We start from the raw sequence: 18,338 nt of genomic DNA on the forward strand, positions 1-18,338 counted from the left end.
TTTTAAGATTTGGCTGCCTAGGCCAGAAGCGAATTGTTAGACTGAACACCATTCCAGAATGGAATGGTGATCATGGAATTCAAACAGCTGCGCAGCTTTATCGAAGTGGTCCACCGCGGCGGTTTTACCCAGGCCGCGCAGACCCTGCACATCAGCCAGTCGGCGGTGAGCAAGCAGGTGGCTCAGTTGGAGCAAGATGTGGGCCAGCCGCTGCTGGAGCGCCAGGCCTCGCAGTTGCACCTGACCGCTGCCGGGCGCATCGTGCTGGAGCGTGGCGAAGCCTTGCTGCGCCAGCGTCAGGCACTGCTCAGCGAACTGGACGACCTCAGCCAGATGGGCCGCGGTGAGCTGCGCCTGGGCTTGCCGATGCTGGGCAGCGACGCGCTGTTCGCCGGGTTGTTCGCCGAATATCGGCGGCGTCACCCGAACATCGCGATCCAGTTGCTCGAAGGCGGCAGCCGCAGCATCGAACAGGCGGTCAGGAGTGGCGAACTGGAACTGGGTGGCAGCCTGACGCCCAGTGACGAGGCGTTCGACTACCAGCCCTTCTGCAACGAGCCAATGGATGCCCTGTTGCCTGCCGGGCACGAGCTGGCAGGCCAGGAAGTGGTAGATCTGCGGCAGCTGGCCGATACGCCGTTCCTGCTTTACCAACGCAGCTTCGTGCTCAATGACCGGCTGCTGAAGGCGTGCCAGCAGCAGGGCTTTACCCCCAAGGAAGGCGGGCGCAGTGGCCAGGCGGACTTCCTCGCGGCGCTGGCGGCAGCGGGCCAGGGCGTGGTGCTGCTGCCCCGTGTGGTGGCGAAAGCGCTGGAGCGCCCCGGTGTGGTGCGCTTGCCGCTGCGCTCGCCGGCAGATTTGCGTTGGGATATCGCGTTCATCTGGCGGCGCGGGGCGTATCTGTCACGGGCGGCGCAGGCGTGGTTGGCACTGGTGAGCGAGTGGCCGGTGCTCGGCAGCAAGGGATGAGTTGCCGTTGCCGGCCTCTTCGCGGGTAAACCCGCTCCCACAGGAACACCACAGCCTCTGAAATCTGTGCAGTACCTGTGGGAGCGGGTTCACCCGCGAAGAGGCCGGTACAGGCGAAAAATACCCGTCAGGCGTTAAGTGTACTCACCAACTCAGCCAACCAAGGCTCTGCATCCGCCTCCGGAGTCACCGTCTCGCTGGCATCCAGGCGCAACATCGGCTGCACTTCGCGCACGCCCAGTTCGGCAAACAGTTCGCGCATCTGCTCGCCACCACCGCAATAGGTATCGCCATAACTGCTATCACCCAGCGCAATCACCGCACCCGGCAGGCCACGCCAGGCCGCAGGCAGGGTATCGCGAATGCTGCAATACAACGGCATGAGGTTGTCCGGCAGTTCGCCCATGCCAGTGGTCGAGGTCACGGCCAGCAAGGCGTCGGGGGCGAAACCTTCAAGGTCCTGCAAGGTGGCGCGCGCCGCATGCCAGGCCTCCAGGCCAGCAGCCTTGAGCAGCGATTCAGCGTGACGGGCGACTTCTTCGGCGGTGCCGTAGACCGATCCGGAAATAATGGCGACTTTCATCGGGTAGAGGATTCCGAAACTGAGTGAAAACGTAGGATACTAGCATCCGGCGCTGGCAAAAGGCCGCCTCTACCAAAGTCACCATCCTCAGCCCTGCTTCGCACCTTTGTTCACTCAATGGCCCGAACATGATCAATGCGCAACTACTGCAATCCATGGTCGATGCGTCCAACGACGGCATCGTGGTCGCCGAACAGGAAGGCGACGACACCATCCTCATCTACGTGAACGCGGCCTTCGAACGCCTGACCGGCTACAGCCGTGACGAAATCCTCTATCAGGATTGCCGCTTCCTGCAGGCCGACGACCGCGACCAGCTTGGCCGCGCCCGCATCCGCAAGGCCCTGGCCGAAGGCCGCCCGTGCCGCGAAGTGCTGCGCAACTACCGCAAGGATGGCAGCCCTTTCTGGAACGAACTGTCGATCACCCCGGTAAGGCACGATGCCGAACAGCGCACTTACTTCATCGGCATTCAGAAAGACGTCACTCGCCAGGTAGAACTGGAGCGGGAACTGGCACAACTGCGCGTTCGTCAGAAACCCGACGAACGCACCTGAACCAAGTTCGCCACGCACGGTCAATCCCGTTGAAGAAATCGCCATCGAGTTCGATCATGCAAGCAGAAGCGCTCCTGACCCAGGACGAGCTGGATTTCATACAGAACATGCAGCATTCGCCGCAGTTGAACCTGGCCGACCCCATGTCGAGCCTGCTGGTCAATGGCGACCATCGCATCCAGAGCTTGCTCACCCGCTTGGTGGCCAACGAGCAGGTAACTCTGCAGGCGCAGTTCAACAACCAGCAAATCAGCTTCCCGCTGCAACTGGTGGAAGACGAGTTCCACGCCCTGCACCTGCAACTGGGCTCACCGGAAATCTACGAGGACGGCCCCATGCTGCGCCCCTGGCGCCTGTCGATGGAGAAGCCGAGCGCACTGCTCGATGCCCATGGGCAGGAAACTGGCCTGTGGGTTCGCGAGATCTCGTTCAAGGGCACATTGCTGGAAGTCCGTGGCCTGCCAGCGGCACCAGCCCACTTCGAATTGCGTTTCGCCCCTGATGGCATCCCCCCCATCGAACTGCATGGCGTGCTGGGCCGGCGCATCGGCCCGGACCTGGCAGCCTACGACCTCAGCCAAAGCCCGGCCGAAGAGATCGAACGCCTGCGCGACTACATCCTCCAGGCCCATCGCCGGGCCCACCCCGAGCTACACACTCAGGTATCGAACTGACCGGCCAGAAACTGCCGCAAACGCTGGCGCATCACGCTACCCTGCGCACCCAGGCAAGCGATCGGGCTGCCAGCCAGGCTGTCCTGTGCCAGTTCCGCCGCTTCACCCGCCAGTAACAACGGGCACTCCAGCCCTGCCACTAGGCGCGTCAGCCGCCGTGTGAGCTCCGCCGTGGGCGGCTGATGGGAAAACAGCACCAGGGCATCCGGTTTCAGGCGTTCGCAGACCAGTGCCAGTTCTGCCAGCGGCTGCCCGCTCGCCAGTGGCGTCACGCCAACTTCATCGCTGCCCAAGGTCAGGCTGGTCACCAGCAAATCCAACTCGTGGCACTGCCCCGGCAATGGCGCCAGCAGCACCATGCGGCTGCGCGGCGCACGGGCGAGTTGCAAGCGGGTATACACCCGGCCACGCAGGAACTGATCGAGGAACAGCCACTCGCTGGCCTGCCCGTAGCCGCCCTGACCGGCCGCCAGGTCATGCCACACCGGCATGAACACTTCACTGAATACCTGGTCCAGGGTGCAGGCGGCAAATACCTCGTCGAACAGGCGGTCCAGGCCGACAAGGTCAAAACGTTGTAACGCCTGGCGAATCTGCTGCTGCCAGCGCCCCCAGGCGCCCGTCGCGCCACCTGCCTGCCCGGCACGGGCATGGTCGCGCGCGAGGATGCTGGCAACCTTGCTTACCGCCACGCCGCGCTCCAGCCAGCCAAGGATGCGGCGGATGTCATCGATGTCGGCCTGGGAATACAGGCGGTGGCCGCTGTCGGTGCGGGTTGGCTGGATCAGACCGTGGCGGCGCTCCCAGGCGCGCAAGGTCACGGCATTGACGCCGGTCAGGCGGGAAACCTCACGGATCGGAAACAGGTCCTGCGCGAGGCCCGCATCGATTACCGGATTCAGTCCCTGTTCGTTCATCTGCACGGGGTTCCCTGTGTGTCCAAGTTGAACACCTAGTCTACTACGGCAATACCAGACGCTGGGGCGCAACCGTTTGCCGGCTTACAGTTGCCGAAGATCGCGGATGGGCGATAATCCGCGCCCGATTCTTGCATGCATGCCTGTGTCGCCCACCACCCCGGGCCACTCAGCCAAAGGGGCCGGCTACCCGCCAGCCCCGTTGCCAGGAGATACACAATGTCTACCCCACCCGTCACCTTGATGGTGTCGCGCCGCGCCGCCCATGGCCGCTACCAGGACTTGCTGGCCTGGCTGCATGAAGGCGAGCAGCTGGCCACCGACTTCCCCGGCTACCTTGGCTCGGGCATCCTCGCGCCCCCCCACGACAGCGACGAATTCCAGATCATCTTCCGTTTCAGCGACGAGCCTACTCTGCATGCCTGGGAACATTCCGCCTCGCGTCGGGCCTGGTTGCAACGCGGGAACGGGCTCTTCGAACGCCCCAAGGAAGCGCGCGTGAGCGGCATCGACGACTGGTTTGGCACCAACATGGTGCAAAAACCACCACGTTGGAAGCAGGCTGTGGCCATCTGGCTGGCCTTCTTCCCGGTCTCGCTGGTGTTCAACCTGGTGTTCGGCCACTGGCTCGCTGCGCTGGACCTGGTACCACGGGTACTGCTCAGCACCCTGGGCCTGACGCCGGTGATGGTCTACCTGTTCATCCCCCTGTCCACCCGTTTGCTGGCCGGCTGGCTGCATGCGTCCCCCGCCCCTGCCGGCGCCCTGCGCAGCCGCTGAGGCCAGGCCGTACACGCGGTAGACAGTTCGGGTATGCTGGGCGGCAACCAAAGGACAGACAAGTTGACCGCCCCGAACATGAACAGCCCCATTCTCGTTACCGGAGCCAGCCAGCGCGTCGGGCTGGCCCTGGCCCTTGAACTGGCACAGGCCGGCCATACGGTGGTCAGTGCCAGCCGCAGCATCCAGCCACAGGCGGCCCACCCGAACATCGTGCAGTTCCAGGCCGACCTGTGCCAGCTGGCCGATCGACAGGCCCTGATCGACTACTTGCACAACCATTACGACGGCCTGCGCGCGGTCATCCACAACGCCTCGTTGTGGCTCGACGATGGCCTCGACAACCTCGAGACCATGTTCCGCCTTCACGTCGAAGCGCCCTACCACCTCAACCTGGCCTTGGGCGACCTGCTGGCCAAGGTGGAAAAGGCCGACATCATCCACATTTGCGACGAAACCTCTTCGCGCGGCAGCAAAAGCCACATCGGCTACGCCGCGACCAAGGCCGCGTTGCAGAACATGGTGCTGTCGTTCGCCGAAAAATATGCGCCCAAGGTGCGTGTGAACGGTATCCTGCCCGGGCTGCTGATCCTCAAGGAAGGGGGTGACGAAACCTACCGCCAGCAGACCCTGAAAAAGGCCCTGCTGGAGTTCGAACCCGGCGCCGGCCCGCTGATCGAGACGGTAAAGTACCTGCTCGCCAGCCAGTACAGCACCGGCAGCCAGGTGGTCATCAACGGTGGCCGCCACCTGAAGAACCGCATGACCTGAGAGAAGCCCATGACCCCACAGCAACAGCTCGAACTCGAGGCCGCCGCGTTCCGGCGCCTGATCGAACACCTGCAGAAGCGCACCGACGTGCAGAACATCGACCTGATGAACCTGTCCGGTTTCTGCCGCAACTGCCTCTCCAAGTGGTACAAGGCCGCGGCTGACGAGCGCCAGCTCGACCTGAGCCTGGATGACGCCCGCGAAGCGGTGTACGGCATGCCTTACGCCGAGTGGAAAGCCCAATACCAGAAAGAAGCCAGCGCCGACCAACAAGCGGCGTTCGAAAAAGGAAAACCTCGTGACTGACCTGAACACACTGCGCGCCAGCCTGGCCAGCGGCCAACACGTGTTTGCCGACACCCTGGCGTTCATTGCCGACAACTACAGCTACCAGCCACAGGCCTTCGACAATGGCGGCGTGGCGAATGCAGCCGGGCAGAACGAAGGTTCGTGCAAGACCCTGGGCCTGGCGCTGCTGGAAGGGCTGAGCGACCAGGAAGCGCTGCTGGCCTTTGGCGAGCACTACCGTGACGTGGTGGCCACGCCCGAGGGCAGCGACCATGGCAATATCCGGGCGCTGATCAAGCATGGGCTGGCGGGCGTCAAGTTCGCCGAGCTGCCGCTTGCGCGCAAGGCTTGAGATTTTGGGGCCGCTCCGCGGCCCTTTCGCCGGCGCAGACAGCATCAACCCATGATCCTTCCTGGGACCTCACCCGCCAACCCACCCTGCTGCAACCACTGCAAGGCCACCGGCCACAACCTTTCGCGAAAGCGGTCATGGAAGAACGCGAAATGGCCAATTTCATCGACCGAGATATCCACAGGCGCAATACGCAGGTGCTGGCGCTCGGCGCCCTGCAGATAACCCAGCAAACGCTCGGTCGCCGCCACGGTACCAAAGGGGTCATCGGTCAGGCTGATGGCCAGCGTCGCCGCCCGCACCTGGGCGAACGGTAGTGCCTCCAGTGCAAGCCCGCTGGGTCGGTGCTCATAGCGCGGGGTACGGGTGGTCCAATCGTGCACCACGCCGGATGGCGTGTCCTCCAGCCAACCCAGGCGCTTGCCGGGAAAATAACCGAACACGCGGGTGAGCAGCGGCATTACCACATGCCACTTGCAGAACAGCTGCCAACGCTGGTCAGCCGCATAATCACGCCAGTAGGCGAATTGCGCGCCAACCATCACCACCCGGCGAACCTTGCTCGCCGACGGTGCCAGCCCCACTGCGCACCCGCCAAAACTGTGCCCCACCACGTCCACCGGCTGGCCGGGGAAATGTTCTGCGGCATGCACCAGCATGGCTTCGAAATCCAGCCGGCCCCAGTCGCTCCATGATGCCTGGAAGCCACGCAGCGATGCCGGGCGGGATTCGCCGATGCCACGGTAGTCGTATGTCAGCACATCGCAACCTTGCGCGAACAGGTAGTCGGCGAAACGCGAGTAGTAGTGGCAGCGTACCGAAGTGGCAGCGTTGATGATCACCAGCGGGCGCTGGGGGTCAGGTCGGGCGTGGCGCCAGCGGAAACCGCCGAGGCTGTAGCCGTCGGCTGTGGTGTGGCGAAAGGCAGTGGCGGGTTGGGTGAGGCTGCTCATGGCACATTCCCTGTTGTTGTGCGCCAAAGCTAGCAAAGATTTTATAGCCTGTACCGGCCTCTTCGCGGGTAAACCCGCTCCTACAGGTACTCCATTCCCCTCAAGTTAGAAGTGATCCCTGTGGGAGCGGGTTTACCCGCGAAAGGGCCGGTACAGGCCGGCAGCGATTACAGCTCGATGCAGTCGAACTTCACATCGGTAGCCACGTCTTCGTCGTAGTTGACGTCAGCGCGCTCGAAGCCGAACAGGTTGAGGAACTGCTTCTTGTAACCGGCATAGTCGGTCAGCTCGAACAGGTTCTCGGTGGTCACCTGTGGCCACAGCGCCTTGCAAGCGTCCTGCACGTCATCACGCAGTTCCCAGTCGTCCAGGCGCAGGCGGCCCTTCTCGTCGACCTCGGCCGGCGCGCCGTCGGCACGGTACATGCGGTCGCGGTACATGCGGTCCAGCTGGTCCTGGGTGCCTTCGTGAACACCCTTCTCCTGCATGATCTTGAACACCATCGACAGGTACAGCGGCATCACCGGGATGGCCGAGCTGGCCTGGGTAACCACCGACTTCAGCACCGCCACGTTGGCGCCGCCCTTGACTTCATCGGCCAGCTTCTTGTCCAGGCGCAGGGCGGTTTCGTCCAGGTCCTGCTTGGCCTGGCCCAGCGCACCGTGCCAGTAGATCGGCCAGGTGATGTCGCTGCCGATGTAGCTGAAGGCCACGGTGCGGGCGCCTTCGGCCAGCACGTTGGCACCAGCCAGGGCGTCGATCCACAACTGCCAGTCCTGGCCACCCATGACGGTGACGGTGTCGGCGATTTCCTGCTCGGTAGCCGGCTCGATGCTGGCCTCGATGATGGTGTCCTTGTTGGTGTCGATGGCGGTCGACTTGTACGGCTGGCCGATCGGCTTCAGGGCCGAACGCACCAGTTCACCGGTCTGCGGCAGCTTGCGTACTGGCGAGGCCAGCGAGTAGATGACCAGGTCGACCTTGCCGCCCATTTCGTTCTTGATCAGCTCGATGACCTTGGCACGAGCTTCGTCGGAGAAGGCGTCACCATTGATCGATTTGCTGTACAGGCCCTCGGCCTTGGCGAACTTGTCGAAGGCTGCAGCGTTGTACCAGCCAGCGGTGCCGGCCTTGGTCTCGGTGCCTGGTTTTTCGAAGAACACGCCCAGGGTGTCGGCCTTGAAGCCGAACGCCGCGGTGATGCGGGCTGCCAGGCCGTAGCCGCTGGAAGCACCGATGACCAGAACCTTCTTCGGGCCATCCTCGCGCACGCCCAGCTTGCGGGTGGCTTCGATCTGGTCACGGACGTTGAGCTCGCAGCCCTTCGGGTGAGTCGTGGTGCAGATGAAACCGCGGACCTTAGGATGAATGATGGCCAATGTCTGTACCTCGTCAGGTTTATGCCGGGGGAAGCGCCGCCATGGGCGATTCCGGTTGATCAGAGGGTGAGACTACCCCCGCAGGTTATCCGACACATATTACGGGGTGATCAAAGGGATTCAAAACCGAGGTTTGCCTCTGCCGGCCTCCTCGCGGGTAAACCTGCCCACAGGGACCGCGCAGATCTTGAGGGCTGCGCAGCAGCTGTGGGAGCAGGTTCAGCCGGGAAGTGGCTGCCAACGTCAATCGCGGTGCCGACGGCGCCCCGTGATCATCGACCACGGCAGGTTTTCCCGCATGCGCACGCTCTCGTAGATGGCCGCCAGCACATGCACGCAAACCAGCACCAGCAGCGCGTTGGCCAGCCAGCTGTGCAGGTCCATCGGCCAGTCGACACCAAACAGTGCGTCCACCTCCTGCGACGCCCATCCGGTAAGGCCCAGGCCGGCGATGCAAGTCAGCATCAGCACCATCACCAGGGCGCCAATCGGCGAATGCCCCATATGATGGTCAAGCCCCCCATGCAGCAGCGCACGGGCATGTCCGACCAGGCTTGCCGGGGATGGCCAGAAATCGGCCCAGCGCGCGCTGCGTGGCCCGACAAAGCCCCAGACCACACGCACCACCACAACGGCTAGTGCGTAGTAGCCCAGCCACTGGTGCCAGTCTTCACCCTCTTCGTTGAAGAAGTAGTTGGCGAAGAACACCACGGCGATAGACCAGTGGCACAGCCGCAGTAGGGGGTCCCACAGCTGTACCGTGCCGTCGCTGTTCAATCGTGGTACTCGGTCTTGACTGCCTTGCCCGTCACTGGGTCATGGTAGATCTCGACCTTCTTGCCATCCTTGTCGAAACCGTAGATCTCGTAGCAGTTACCCTTGGTGACCTTGAACTTGTTGATCTTGTAGCCCTGCTCCTTGAGCTGCGCCTGGAATTTTTCCTGATCCTGCCAGGTGCTTTTGTCAGCGGTGGTGCATTCGGTGGCGGCGAATGCAGCGCTGCTGCCGATCAGGAGGGTCATGGCGATCAATATACGCATGGGCATGTGCTCCCATCCAGATGAGTGTAATAGCGCATCCCTGAGCATAGTTCCGCAGGTCGCTTCGCGCTCATTCATTTGCTTTACACATCAATCGCAAAGAAAAACAAACTTAACAAATGAGCCAAAGCCACCGATGCTTGAGGCATTACGCCCATCGCACGGAGAACAACAACATGAACGACGTGGTGATCGTCGCCGCAACCCGTACCGCCATCGGCAGCTTCCAGGGCGCCTTGGCCACTGTGCCTGCAGTAGACCTCGGTGCCGCCGTGATCAAGCGCCTGCTGGAACAGACCGGGCTGGCCCCGGAGCAGGTCGACGAAGTCATCCTCGGCCAGGTGCTTACCGCCGGTGCCGGGCAGAACCCGGCACGCCAGGCCGCGATCAAGGCCGGCCTGCCCTTCAGCGTGCCGGCAATGACCCTGAACAAGGTCTGCGGCTCGGGCCTGAAGGCACTGCACCTGGCCGCTCAGGCCATTCGCTGCGGTGATGCCGAGGTGGTCATCGCCGGCGGCCAGGAGAACATGAGCCTTGCCCCTTATGTGATGCCTTCAGCCCGCACCGGCCAGCGCATGGGCCATGGCCAGCTGATCGACAGCATGATCAGCGACGGCCTGTGGGATGCCTTCAACGACTACCACATGGGTATCACCGCTGAAAACCTGGTGGACCAGTACGGCCTCAGCCGTGAGCAGCAGGATGCCTTCGCCGCCGAGTCGCAGCGCAAGGCGGTGGCGGCGATGGAAGCCGGCCGCTTCGATGATGAAATCACCCCGATCGTGCTGCCGCAGAAGAAGGGAGAACCCAAGGTGTTCGCGCGGGACGAACAGCCACGCCCGGATACCACCGCTGAATCCCTGAGCAAACTTCGCCCGGCGTTCAAGAAGGACGGCAGCGTCACCGCTGGCAACGCCTCGAGCCTGAATGACGGTGCCGCCGCCGTACTGCTGATGAGCGCCGCCAAGGCAAAGGCCCTGGGCCTGCCGGTGCTGGCCAAGATCGCGGCTTACGCCAGTGCCGGTGTAGATCCGGCGATCATGGGCATCGGCCCGGTGTCGGCCACCCAGCGCTGCCTGGACAAGGCCGGCTGGCAACTGGCCGAGCTGGACCTGATCGAAGCCAATGAAGCCTTTGCCGCGCAGGCGCTGGCCGTGGGCAAGGCGCTGGAATGGGATGCCACGCGGGTCAACGTGAATGGCGGGGCGATTGCCCTTGGCCACCCGATTGGTGCGTCCGGGTGCCGGGTGCTGGTGACCCTGCTGCACGAGATGATCAAGCGGGACGCCAGGAAAGGCCTGGCAACCCTGTGCATTGGTGGCGGGCAAGGCGTGGCCCTGGCAATCGAGCGGTGATCACAGATTGAATTGAACAGGCCTGGCCCTTTCGCGGGTAAACCCGCTCCCACAGGAACCCCACTGAAGCTGAATCCAGTGGGGACCCTGTGGGAGCGGGTTTACCCGCGAAAGGGCCGGTACAGCCAGCGAAAAATCAGGCGGTGGCACGCAGCTCGCGGGCAGCTGCGACCATGTTCACCAGCGCTGCCTCGGTCTCCGGCCAGCCGCGGGTCTTCAGCCCGCAATCCGGGTTGACCCACAGGCGCTCGGCCGGGATACGCTGGGCAGCCTTGTGCAGCAGCTTGACCATTTCCTCACGGGTCGGCACCCGTGGCGAGTGAATGTCATACACACCCGGGCCGATGTCGTTGGGGTAGGCGAACCGTTCGAAAGCCGCCAGCAGCTCCATGTCGGAGCGCGAGGTCTCGATGGTGATCACATCGGCATCCATCGCCGCGATCGACTCGATCACGTCGTTGAACTCGCTGTAGCACATGTGGGTGTGAATCTGGGTTTCGTCACGCACCCCCGAAGCACACAGGCGGAAGGCCTCGGTGGCCCACTCCAGGTAATGGGCCCAGGCGCCGTGGCGCAGCGGCAAGCCTTCACGGAACGCCGCTTCGTCGATCTGCACGATCCTGATACCCGCCGCTTCCAGGTCGACCACTTCGTCGCGGATCGCCAGCGCCAGCTGGCGCGCCTGCACTTCGCGGCTCACGTCTTCACGCGGGAACGACCACATCAGCATGGTCACCGGGCCGGTCAGCATGCCCTTCATCACCTTGCTGGTCAGGCCCTGGGCATAAGTGATCCACTCCACGGTCATGGCCTTCGGCCGGCTCAGGTCGCCAACGATCACCGCAGGCTTCACACATCGCGAACCATAGCTCTGCACCCAACCGAAGCGGGTGAATACATAGCCATCGATCTGCTCGGCGAAGTACTCGACCATGTCGTTGCGCTCGGCCTCGCCATGCACCAGCACATCCAGGCCCAGGTCCTCCTGGATTTTCACCGCATGGCGGATCTCGCTGTGCATGGCCTCGACGTAATCGGCCTCGGTCAGCTTGCCCTGCCTGTAGGCCTGGCGTGCCAGACGAATCGCCGAGGTCTGCGGGAACGAACCGATGGTGGTGGTCGGGAACGCCGGCAGGTCGAGCCCCGCACGTTGCTTGACGATACGTTGGGCAAAGGCTGATTTTCGCTGGCTGTCAGCGGGCTTGATGGCTGCCAGGCGGGCCTGCACGCCAGGCTTGTGAATACGCGGCGAAGCGGCGCGGCTGGCCTGCACGGCCTGGCTCTGGGCCAATGCGGCGGCCACGTCGGCGGCGTGCGGGGCATTGATGGCCTTGGCCAGCAGCGCCACTTCCTGGCACTTCTGCACGGCGAAGGCCAGCCAGCTGTGCAGTTCGGCATCGAGCTGGTCTTCACGGTCCAGGTCCACCGGGCTGTGCAGCAGCGAGCAGGACGGCGCCACCCACAGCCGCTCACCCAGGCGCTCATGGGCATGGCGCAGTACCTCCAGCGCCTTTTCCAGGTCGCAGCGCCAGACGTTGCGGCCATTGACCAGGCCCAGCGACAGCACCTTGTAGGCCGGCAGGCGGTCGAGGATGGTCGGGTACTGCTCGGGCGCCCGCACCAGGTCGATGTGCAGGCCATCGACCGGAAGGTTGGCGGCCAGGCCCAGGTTGTCTTCCAGGCCGCCGAAGTAGGTGGCGATCAGCTTCTTCAGTGGCGCCCGCTGAAGGATGTTGTAGACGCGCTCGTAGGCATTCTTCCAGTCCTGAGGCAGGTCCAGGGCCAGGATCGGCTCATCGATCTGCACCCATTCCACGCCTTGGGCAGCCAGGCGGTTGAGGATCTGGTCATACAGCGGCAGCAGGCGGTCGAGCAGCTCCAGCTTGTCGAAATCGCCACCTTTGGTCTTGCCCAGCCACAGGTAGGTCAGCGGGCCGATTACCACCGGTTTGACCGCATGGCCCAGGGCCTGGGCTTCTGCCACTTCTTCGAACAGTTGCTCCCAGCTCAGGGCAAACTGTTGGTCGACAGTGAATTCGGGGACCAGGTAGTGGTAGTTGGTGTCGAACCACTTGGTCATTTCCTGGGCGTGCGCGCCGCCGCAGCAATTGTCACCCACGGCGCCACGGGCCATGGCGAACAGGGTCTGGAGAGTGGGCCTGGCAGCGTCGTGGCTGCGGAAGCGCTGCGGGATCACGCCGAATGTCAGCGAGTGGGTGAGCACTTGGTCGTACCAGGCGAAGTCGCCAACCGGCAGCAGTTCGATGCCGGCGTCTTTCTGCACCTGCCAGTGGCGGGCACGCAGCTCGCGGCCGACGGCGCGCAGGCCGGCTTCGTCGAGTTCGCCCTTCCAGAAGGCTTCCTGGGCCTTTTTCAGCTCGCGGTCGCGGCCGATACGTGGAAAGCCCAGGTTGTGTGCCAGTGCCATGTCTTGTCCCTCAGCATGCATAAATGAATGAGGGGATTTTCCCGGCGCCGGCATCTTGAGACAAACTCATTAAATTTGAGATGAACTCAAGATTTTCTCATGTTTGTGAATTTGTACTGCCTGTACTGGCCCTTTCGCGGCTAAAGCCGCTCCTACAGGTACCGCGCCACCCTGTGGGAGCGGCTTTAGCCGCGAAAGGGCCGGCACAGGCAAACCCGGATGTCTCATTCAGAGCACCACCCTGCGCATCCGGACATGACCGCACCCGCCTTCTGCCGCACAATGCCAGCCTGACCAAACTAGGTACCCGGCCCCATGAGCCTGCTGAAAACCGCGCTGCGCGAAAACACCTTCGTCTGCGTCATGGAGTTCGTCCCCAAGCCCTCCACAGAACGCTTCGCCGCCATGGACGCGATCCTGGCCCGTGCGCACCTGTGCGGCTGGCCGATGACCGTGGCAATCGGCGACCGCGTCGGCAGCCCGCTGGACATGTCGCCACTGGACGCCCTCGCCTCGTTCAGCAACCCGGTACCCGCCCTGCCGCACTTCTCCGGCAAGGATCGCGAACGCCACCACCTGCTCGCCCAACTGCAACGCATGGATGCCGCCGGCCTCGACCAACTGTTGCTGCTTACCGGCGACCGCCTGCCCGGCCACCAGCCCGGCCAGCGCCCGGTACGCTACCTGGAATCGGTCGCAGCCCTGCAGATCGCCCGCCAGGCCTGCCCGCACTGGCTGCTTGGCGCGGCGCTCAACCCGTTCAAGTACTGCGAGGAAGAAGGCGGCGCCCAATACTTCAAGGCCGAGAAAAAACTGGCGGCGGGCGCCGACTTTCTCACCCTGCAACTGGGTTTCGATGCCGGCAAACACCAGGAAGCCATGCACTGGATGAGCCGCCAGGCCACGCCCAGGCCGATGCTGGCCTGCCTGATGAGCCTCACCCACGGGCGTGCGACGATGCTCGAGCACGTGGCCGGCGTGACCGTCACGCCGTCCATGCGCGACATGCTGGAAGCGGAAGCGGCGCAGTCCAAGGCCTTTGCCCAGGCGCGCAGCGTCGACCGCCTGGCCTTGCAGATCATCGGCGTGAAGCTGATGGGCTACGCCGGCGTGCATCTGTCGGGGGTTCATGAACTCAAGCAACTGCTGGCCCTGGAGGCACGCATCGAGCACTGGCAGGCGCAAATCCACACACTGGAACAATGGGCGCCGGCCTGGCAGGCCAGCTGGCAGATGCCCGGCCTGCCGGCAGTCAGCTTCCATCCGCCGCAGGCAAGCTGGCGCCAGGGCGAGTCACGAGTCGATGCTTCGTTCAAGGAGAAAGCGCGCTATCACCTGATGCACGGCATGCATTCGCTGCTGTTCAGCCGCCGCAATAGCCTGAGCAAGGCATTTGGCTGGGCCGTGCGCCAACCGATGTGGGCTACCCGCCTTGGCTCGCAGGTGCTGCACAAGGTGGAACACGCGGTGAAGCACCCGCTGGTAGGCTGCGACACCTGTGGCCGCTGCCGCCTGGAAGACACCCTGTACATCTGCCCGGAAACCTGCCCCAAGGGCCTGGCCAACGGCCCCTGCGGCGGCACCGCGCTGAACCGCTGCGAGTTCGGCGACCGCGAATGCATCCACAGCGTCAAGTACCGCACCGCCAAGGCGGTGCGGCAGACGGCGCTGCTGACCGAGCGCCTGATCCCGTGCATCGAGCTCGAGACACGCCACCGCAGCTCATGGCCGCAGTGGTTCCAGGCCCAGACGCCGCGTCAGCTCAGCCCGCAGCCAGCGCCTCGAACCCAGCCCGAATCGTAGCTTCGGGCAATTCGTCAGCGATGAACACCATCACGCTCTCGCGAGTTTCACCCTCGGCCCACTCGGCGTCCCAGTCGAAGCCATAGAGCTTGAGCACACCCTGGAACACCAGCTTGCGCGCTTCACCGGCAATGTTCAGCACGCCCTTGTAGCGCAGCAGCTGCTTGCCGTGGGTTTCCAGCAGTTCGTTCATGAAGTCGCTGAGGCGGTCGATGTCCAGCGCGCTTTCCGTGCGCAGCACCAAGGTGGAGATCCGGTCCGGGGTAGCGGGCTTGAGCAGCGGGCGTAGCGCTGGCTTCAGGTTCGCGCCCAGATCGGGGTTGAGGTTGAAACCACGCACATCCAGCAGCTCGGCCAGGTCGATGCGACCATGCTCGACCACACGGATCGCCGCCCGGCCATTGATGCGGGCCAGGCGCTCGCGCATGGCCTCGACCGCAGCGGGCTCGACCAGGTCGGTCTTGCTCAGCAGCAGGCGATCGGCAAAGCCGACCTGGGCCTGGGCGATGGTCTGGGTCAGGTGCAGCTCGGCGTGGGCGGCATCGACCAGGGTGATGATGCCGTCGAGGATGTAGCGCTCACGCAACTCTTCGTCGATGAAGAAGGTTTGGGCCACCGGCGCCGGGTCGGCCAGGCCGGTGCATTCGATTACCAGGCGGTCGAAGGCGATCTCGCCGGCGTCCAGGCGTTCGAGCAGCAGGTACAAGGCGCGGGTCAGGTCGCCGTGGATGCTGCAGCACACGCAGCCATTGGCCAGGGTCATCACCTGCACCGGCTCGTCGCCCAGCAGCTGGCTGTCGATGCCGGCCTCGCTGAATTCGTTTTCGATCACGGCGATCTTCAGGCCGTGCTCGGCCTTGAGCATGTGCTTGAGCAAGGTAGTCTTGCCGGCACCGAGGAAGCCAGTGAGTACGGTTACGGGGATAGGCGTCTGCACGCAGAACATCTCCTGTGCAGTGGAATTTGGAGGGTGTGCCGCAGCCCTTGTGGGAGCGGCCTTGTGTCGCGATAGGGCCGCAAAGCGGCCCCGGCAATATCTGCGGCGAAGCTGAAAATGTGGGGCCGCGTTGCGGCCCTATCGCGACACAAGGCCGCTCCCACAAAAACCGCGCTAGCCGATCAGGCTAGCGCGGTCCGTTAGCAGCACTTGGGCCCGGACTTGCCGCCGTAACGCGCTTCCTGGCGTTCGCGGAAGAACTCCTCGTACGTCATGACCGGCTTGTCCGGGTGCTTGGTCTGCATGTGCTCGACGTAGTTGTCGTAGTCGGGCATGCCGACCATCAGGCGGGCTGCCTGCCCCAGGTATTTACCCAGTCGACCCAGGTCGTTGAACATCGCAGCAGTCCTCTCAAGCGTCAGGCAGGGCCTGGAACGGGGTTTCCTTGTCGGTGCGCTCCTTGCGGCCGAGGGCGGCGAAACCGACCTTGACAGCGAAGAACAGCACGCTGAACACCACCATCAGGAACAGCACGGTCAGGCCGGCGTTGGTGTAGGCATTGAAGATCACGTGCTGCATCTGCCCGATGTCCTTGGCCGGGGCCAGTACCTGGCCGGCGTCCAGTGCGGTGCTGTACTTCTTGGCCAGGGCCAGGAAGCCGACTGCCGGGTTCGGGTCGAACAGCTTGATCAGGCCTGCGGTGGTGGTGCAGATCAGCAGCCACACGGCCGGCAGCAGGGTGACCCAGACGTAGCGCTGGCGCTTCATCTTGATCAGCACCACGGTGCCGAGCATCAGGGCGATACCGGCCAGCATCTGGTTGGAGATACCGAACAGCGGCCAAAGGGTGTTGATGCCACCCAGCGGGTCGATCACGCCCTGGTACAGCAGGTAGCCCCACAGGGCCACGCAGCCGGCAGTACCGATCAGGTTGGCAGTCCACGATTCGGTGCGCTTGAGCGCCGGCACGAAGCTGCCCAGCAGGTCCTGCAGCATGAAGCGCCCGGCACGGGTGCCGGCGTCCACTGCGGTGAGGATGAACAGCGCCTCGAACAGGATCGCGAAGTGGTACCAGAAGGCCATGGTGTTTTCACCCGGCAGCACCTGGTGCAGGATCTGCGCGATACCCACGGCCAGGGTCGGCGCACCACCGGCACGGGCCAGCACGGTGTGCTCGCCAATGTCGCGGGCAGTGGCCTCGAGTTGCTCAGGGGTGATCAGGAAGCCCCAGCTGCTGACCGTCTGCGCCACCGACGCCACATCGGCACCGACCACCGCGGCCGGGCTGTTCATGGCGAAGTACACGCCTGGTTCGATCACCGAGGCGGCGACCATGGCCATGATGGCAACGAACGACTCCATCAGCATGCCGCCGTAGCCGATGTAGCGAGCGTTGGTTTCATTGTCCAGCAGCTTCGGCGTGGTCCCTGAGGAGATCAACGCGTGGAAGCCGGACACCGCACCACAGGCGATGGTGATGAACAGGAACGGGAACAGGGTGCCCTTCCACACCGGGCCGGTGCCGTCGGTGAACTGGGTCAGCGCCGGCATTTTCAGCTCGGGGGCGATGATCAGGATGCCAATGGCCAGGCCGACGATGGTGCCGATCTTGAGGAAGGTCGACAGGTAGTCACGTGGCGCCAGGACCAGCCATACCGGCAGTACCGCGGCGACGAAACCATAGCCCACCAGCATCCAGGTAATCTGCACGCCGGTGAAGGTGAACGCCGGGCCCCAGGTCGGGTCTGCGGCAATCTGGCCCCCCAGCCAGATCGAAGCCAGCAGCAGCACCACGCCGATGACCGAGATCTCACCGATATGGCCCGGGCGGATGTAGCGCATGTAGATGCCCATGAACATCGCGATCGGGATGGTCGCCATCACCGTGAACATGCCCCAAGGGCTTTCGGCCAGGGCCTTGACCACGATCAATGCCAGCACCGCAAGGATGATGATCATGATCAGGAAGCAACCGAACAGCGCGATGGTGCCTGGAATGCGGCCCATCTCCTCGCGCACCATGTCGCCCAGCGAGCGGCCGTTGCGGCGGGTGGACAGGAACAGGACCATGAAGTCCTGCACCGCACCGGCCAGCACCACGCCGGCGATCAGCCACAGCGTGCCGGGCAGGTAGCCCATCTGCGCGGCGAGTACCGGGCCGACCAAGGGGCCTGCGCCAGCGATGGCGGCGAAGTGGTGGCCGAAGAGGATGTGTTTGTTGGTCGGGACGTAGTCCAGGCCGTCGTTGTTGAGCACCGCCGGGGTGGCACGGCGAGGGTCGAGCTGCATCACCTTGGTGGCGATGAACAGGCTGTAGTAACGATAGGCGACCAGGTAGATGGCCACTGCCGCGACCACGATCCACAAGGCATTGATCGCCTCGCCGCGACGCAGGGCAACCACACCCAGCGCACAGGCTCCTATGACTGCCAGCGCCAGCCACGGAATGTGGCGTAGCAGGCTATTATTGTTGTTCATGGTTTGCTTCCAGCTGGTGGATTGGAAAAGACCGCCCATCGAGTCTAGGGCGAGTCATCGCGCATTGCCACACT

19 protein-coding genes are annotated in these 18,338 nt (G+C 63.8%); 9 read left to right on the forward strand and 10 right to left on the reverse strand.

Translation table 11 applies throughout. From position 1 onward, the window contains the following. Positions 1–72 precede the first annotated feature (72 nt). Entirely contained in the window at positions 73–969 is an 897-nt protein-coding gene (locus tag QN085_RS21745) for a LysR family transcriptional regulator (protein ID WP_041505620.1), read from the forward strand. A gap of 127 nt (positions 970–1,096) precedes the next feature. Here the strand turns inward: QN085_RS21745 and QN085_RS21750 are convergent, their stop codons facing one another. Further along, a complete protein-coding gene (locus QN085_RS21750) occupies positions 1,097–1,552 on the reverse strand; it encodes a flavodoxin (protein WP_023662006.1) in 456 nt (151 codons plus the stop codon). A 128-nt stretch (positions 1,553–1,680) separates the two neighbouring features. Here QN085_RS21750 and QN085_RS21755 point away from each other — a divergent pair, with 128 nt between their 5' ends. Further along, positions 1,681–2,109, forward strand: a complete 429-nt coding sequence (locus tag QN085_RS21755) for a PAS domain S-box protein (protein ID WP_023662007.1) — start codon at positions 1,681–1,683, stop codon at positions 2,107–2,109. A gap of 56 nt (positions 2,110–2,165) precedes the next feature. Further along, the gene (locus QN085_RS21760; RefSeq protein WP_024087734.1) at positions 2,166–2,783 is read left to right on the forward strand and encodes a hypothetical protein; all 618 of its coding nucleotides are present in this window, start codon (positions 2,166–2,168) and stop codon (positions 2,781–2,783) included. Here the strand turns inward: QN085_RS21760 and QN085_RS21765 are convergent. Continuing rightward, a complete protein-coding gene (locus QN085_RS21765) occupies positions 2,768–3,700 on the reverse strand; it encodes a MerR family transcriptional regulator (protein WP_024087735.1) in 933 nt (310 codons plus the stop codon). The two genes, QN085_RS21760 and QN085_RS21765, sit on opposite strands and share 16 nt — an antisense overlap. 219 nt (positions 3,701–3,919) lie before the next feature. On the opposite strand from QN085_RS21765, the gene QN085_RS21770 reads away from it, so the two are divergent. Genes QN085_RS21770 through QN085_RS21785 form a run of 4 tightly spaced genes read left to right on the forward strand, consistent with a single transcriptional unit; the run spans position 3,920 to position 5,891 of the window. Continuing rightward, a complete protein-coding gene (locus QN085_RS21770; RefSeq protein WP_023661194.1) occupies positions 3,920–4,480 on the forward strand; it encodes a putative antibiotic biosynthesis monooxygenase in 561 nt (186 codons plus the stop codon). 33 nt (positions 4,481–4,513) lie between these two features. Further along, complete coding sequence (folM, locus tag QN085_RS21775) at positions 4,514–5,251, forward strand: dihydromonapterin reductase (protein WP_013974200.1); 738 nt, start codon at positions 4,514–4,516, stop codon at positions 5,249–5,251. A 9-nt stretch (positions 5,252–5,260) separates the two neighbouring features. Next, positions 5,261–5,557: a DUF1244 domain-containing protein gene (locus tag QN085_RS21780; protein WP_013974201.1), complete on the forward strand. Its 297-nt coding sequence runs from the start codon at positions 5,261–5,263 to the stop codon at positions 5,555–5,557. Further along, on the forward strand, positions 5,550–5,891 hold the full coding sequence (locus QN085_RS21785; protein WP_003260709.1) for a HopJ type III effector protein: 342 nt from the start codon (positions 5,550–5,552) through the stop codon (positions 5,889–5,891). The genes QN085_RS21780 and QN085_RS21785 overlap by 8 nt, the downstream gene beginning before the upstream one ends. Positions 5,892–5,935: 44 nt before the next feature. Here the strand turns inward: QN085_RS21785 and QN085_RS21790 are convergent, their stop codons facing one another. The 4 genes from QN085_RS21790 to QN085_RS21805 form a co-directional block, all read right to left on the reverse strand. Beyond that, positions 5,936–6,844: an alpha/beta hydrolase family protein gene (locus QN085_RS21790; protein WP_023661195.1), complete on the reverse strand. Its 909-nt coding sequence runs from the start codon at positions 6,842–6,844 to the stop codon at positions 5,936–5,938. Positions 6,845–7,011: 167 nt separating this feature from the next. After that, positions 7,012–8,223 carry an enoyl-ACP reductase FabV gene (gene fabV, locus QN085_RS21795; protein ID WP_023661196.1) on the reverse strand — a complete coding sequence of 404 codons (1,212 nt, stop codon included), beginning with the start codon at positions 8,221–8,223 and terminating at the stop codon, positions 7,012–7,014. A gap of 243 nt (positions 8,224–8,466) precedes the next feature. After that, positions 8,467–9,000, reverse strand: a complete 534-nt coding sequence (locus tag QN085_RS21800; RefSeq protein ID WP_023661197.1) for a cytochrome b/b6 domain-containing protein — start codon at positions 8,998–9,000, stop codon at positions 8,467–8,469. Beyond that, positions 8,997–9,263 carry a PepSY domain-containing protein gene (locus tag QN085_RS21805; protein ID WP_024087737.1) on the reverse strand — a complete coding sequence of 89 codons (267 nt, stop codon included), beginning with the start codon at positions 9,261–9,263 and terminating at the stop codon, positions 8,997–8,999. Before QN085_RS21805 ends, QN085_RS21800 begins: the two co-directional genes overlap by 4 nt. Positions 9,264–9,439: 176 nt before the next feature. Between QN085_RS21805 and QN085_RS21810 the strand changes: the two genes are divergently transcribed. Continuing rightward, positions 9,440–10,618, forward strand: coding sequence for an acetyl-CoA C-acetyltransferase (locus QN085_RS21810; RefSeq protein ID WP_023661199.1), 1,179 nt, complete (start codon positions 9,440–9,442; stop codon positions 10,616–10,618). 136 nt (positions 10,619–10,754) lie between these two features. Here QN085_RS21810 and metE read toward each other — a convergent pair whose 3' ends face one another. Next, the gene (gene metE / locus QN085_RS21815) at positions 10,755–13,046 is read right to left on the reverse strand and encodes a 5-methyltetrahydropteroyltriglutamate--homocysteine S-methyltransferase (protein ID WP_285688400.1); all 2,292 of its coding nucleotides are present in this window, start codon (positions 13,044–13,046) and stop codon (positions 10,755–10,757) included. Positions 13,047–13,361: 315 nt separating this feature from the next. Between metE and QN085_RS21820 the strand changes: the two genes are divergently transcribed. Beyond that, positions 13,362–14,849, forward strand: coding sequence for a methylenetetrahydrofolate reductase C-terminal domain-containing protein (locus tag QN085_RS21820; RefSeq protein WP_023661105.1), 1,488 nt, complete (start codon positions 13,362–13,364; stop codon positions 14,847–14,849). Here the strand turns inward: QN085_RS21820 and yjiA are convergent. The 3 genes from yjiA to QN085_RS21835 form a co-directional block, all read right to left on the reverse strand. Then, positions 14,809–15,786 (reverse strand): GTPase, encoded by a 978-nt coding sequence (gene yjiA / locus QN085_RS21825; RefSeq protein WP_024087739.1) that lies wholly within the window; start codon positions 15,784–15,786, stop codon positions 14,809–14,811. The two genes, QN085_RS21820 and yjiA, sit on opposite strands and share 41 nt — an antisense overlap. Before the next feature lie 200 nt (positions 15,787–15,986). Continuing rightward, entirely contained in the window at positions 15,987–16,184 is a 198-nt protein-coding gene (locus QN085_RS21830; protein ID WP_013974210.1) for a YbdD/YjiX family protein, read from the reverse strand. A gap of 13 nt (positions 16,185–16,197) precedes the next feature. Beyond that, complete coding sequence (locus QN085_RS21835) at positions 16,198–18,264, reverse strand: carbon starvation CstA family protein (RefSeq protein ID WP_041505618.1); 2,067 nt, start codon at positions 18,262–18,264, stop codon at positions 16,198–16,200. Positions 18,265–18,338: the final 74 nt, after the last annotated feature.

The organism is Pseudomonas sp. M2(2023) (assembly GCF_030263955.1).
Classification (GTDB): domain Bacteria; phylum Pseudomonadota; class Gammaproteobacteria; order Pseudomonadales; family Pseudomonadaceae; genus Aquipseudomonas; species Aquipseudomonas asiatica.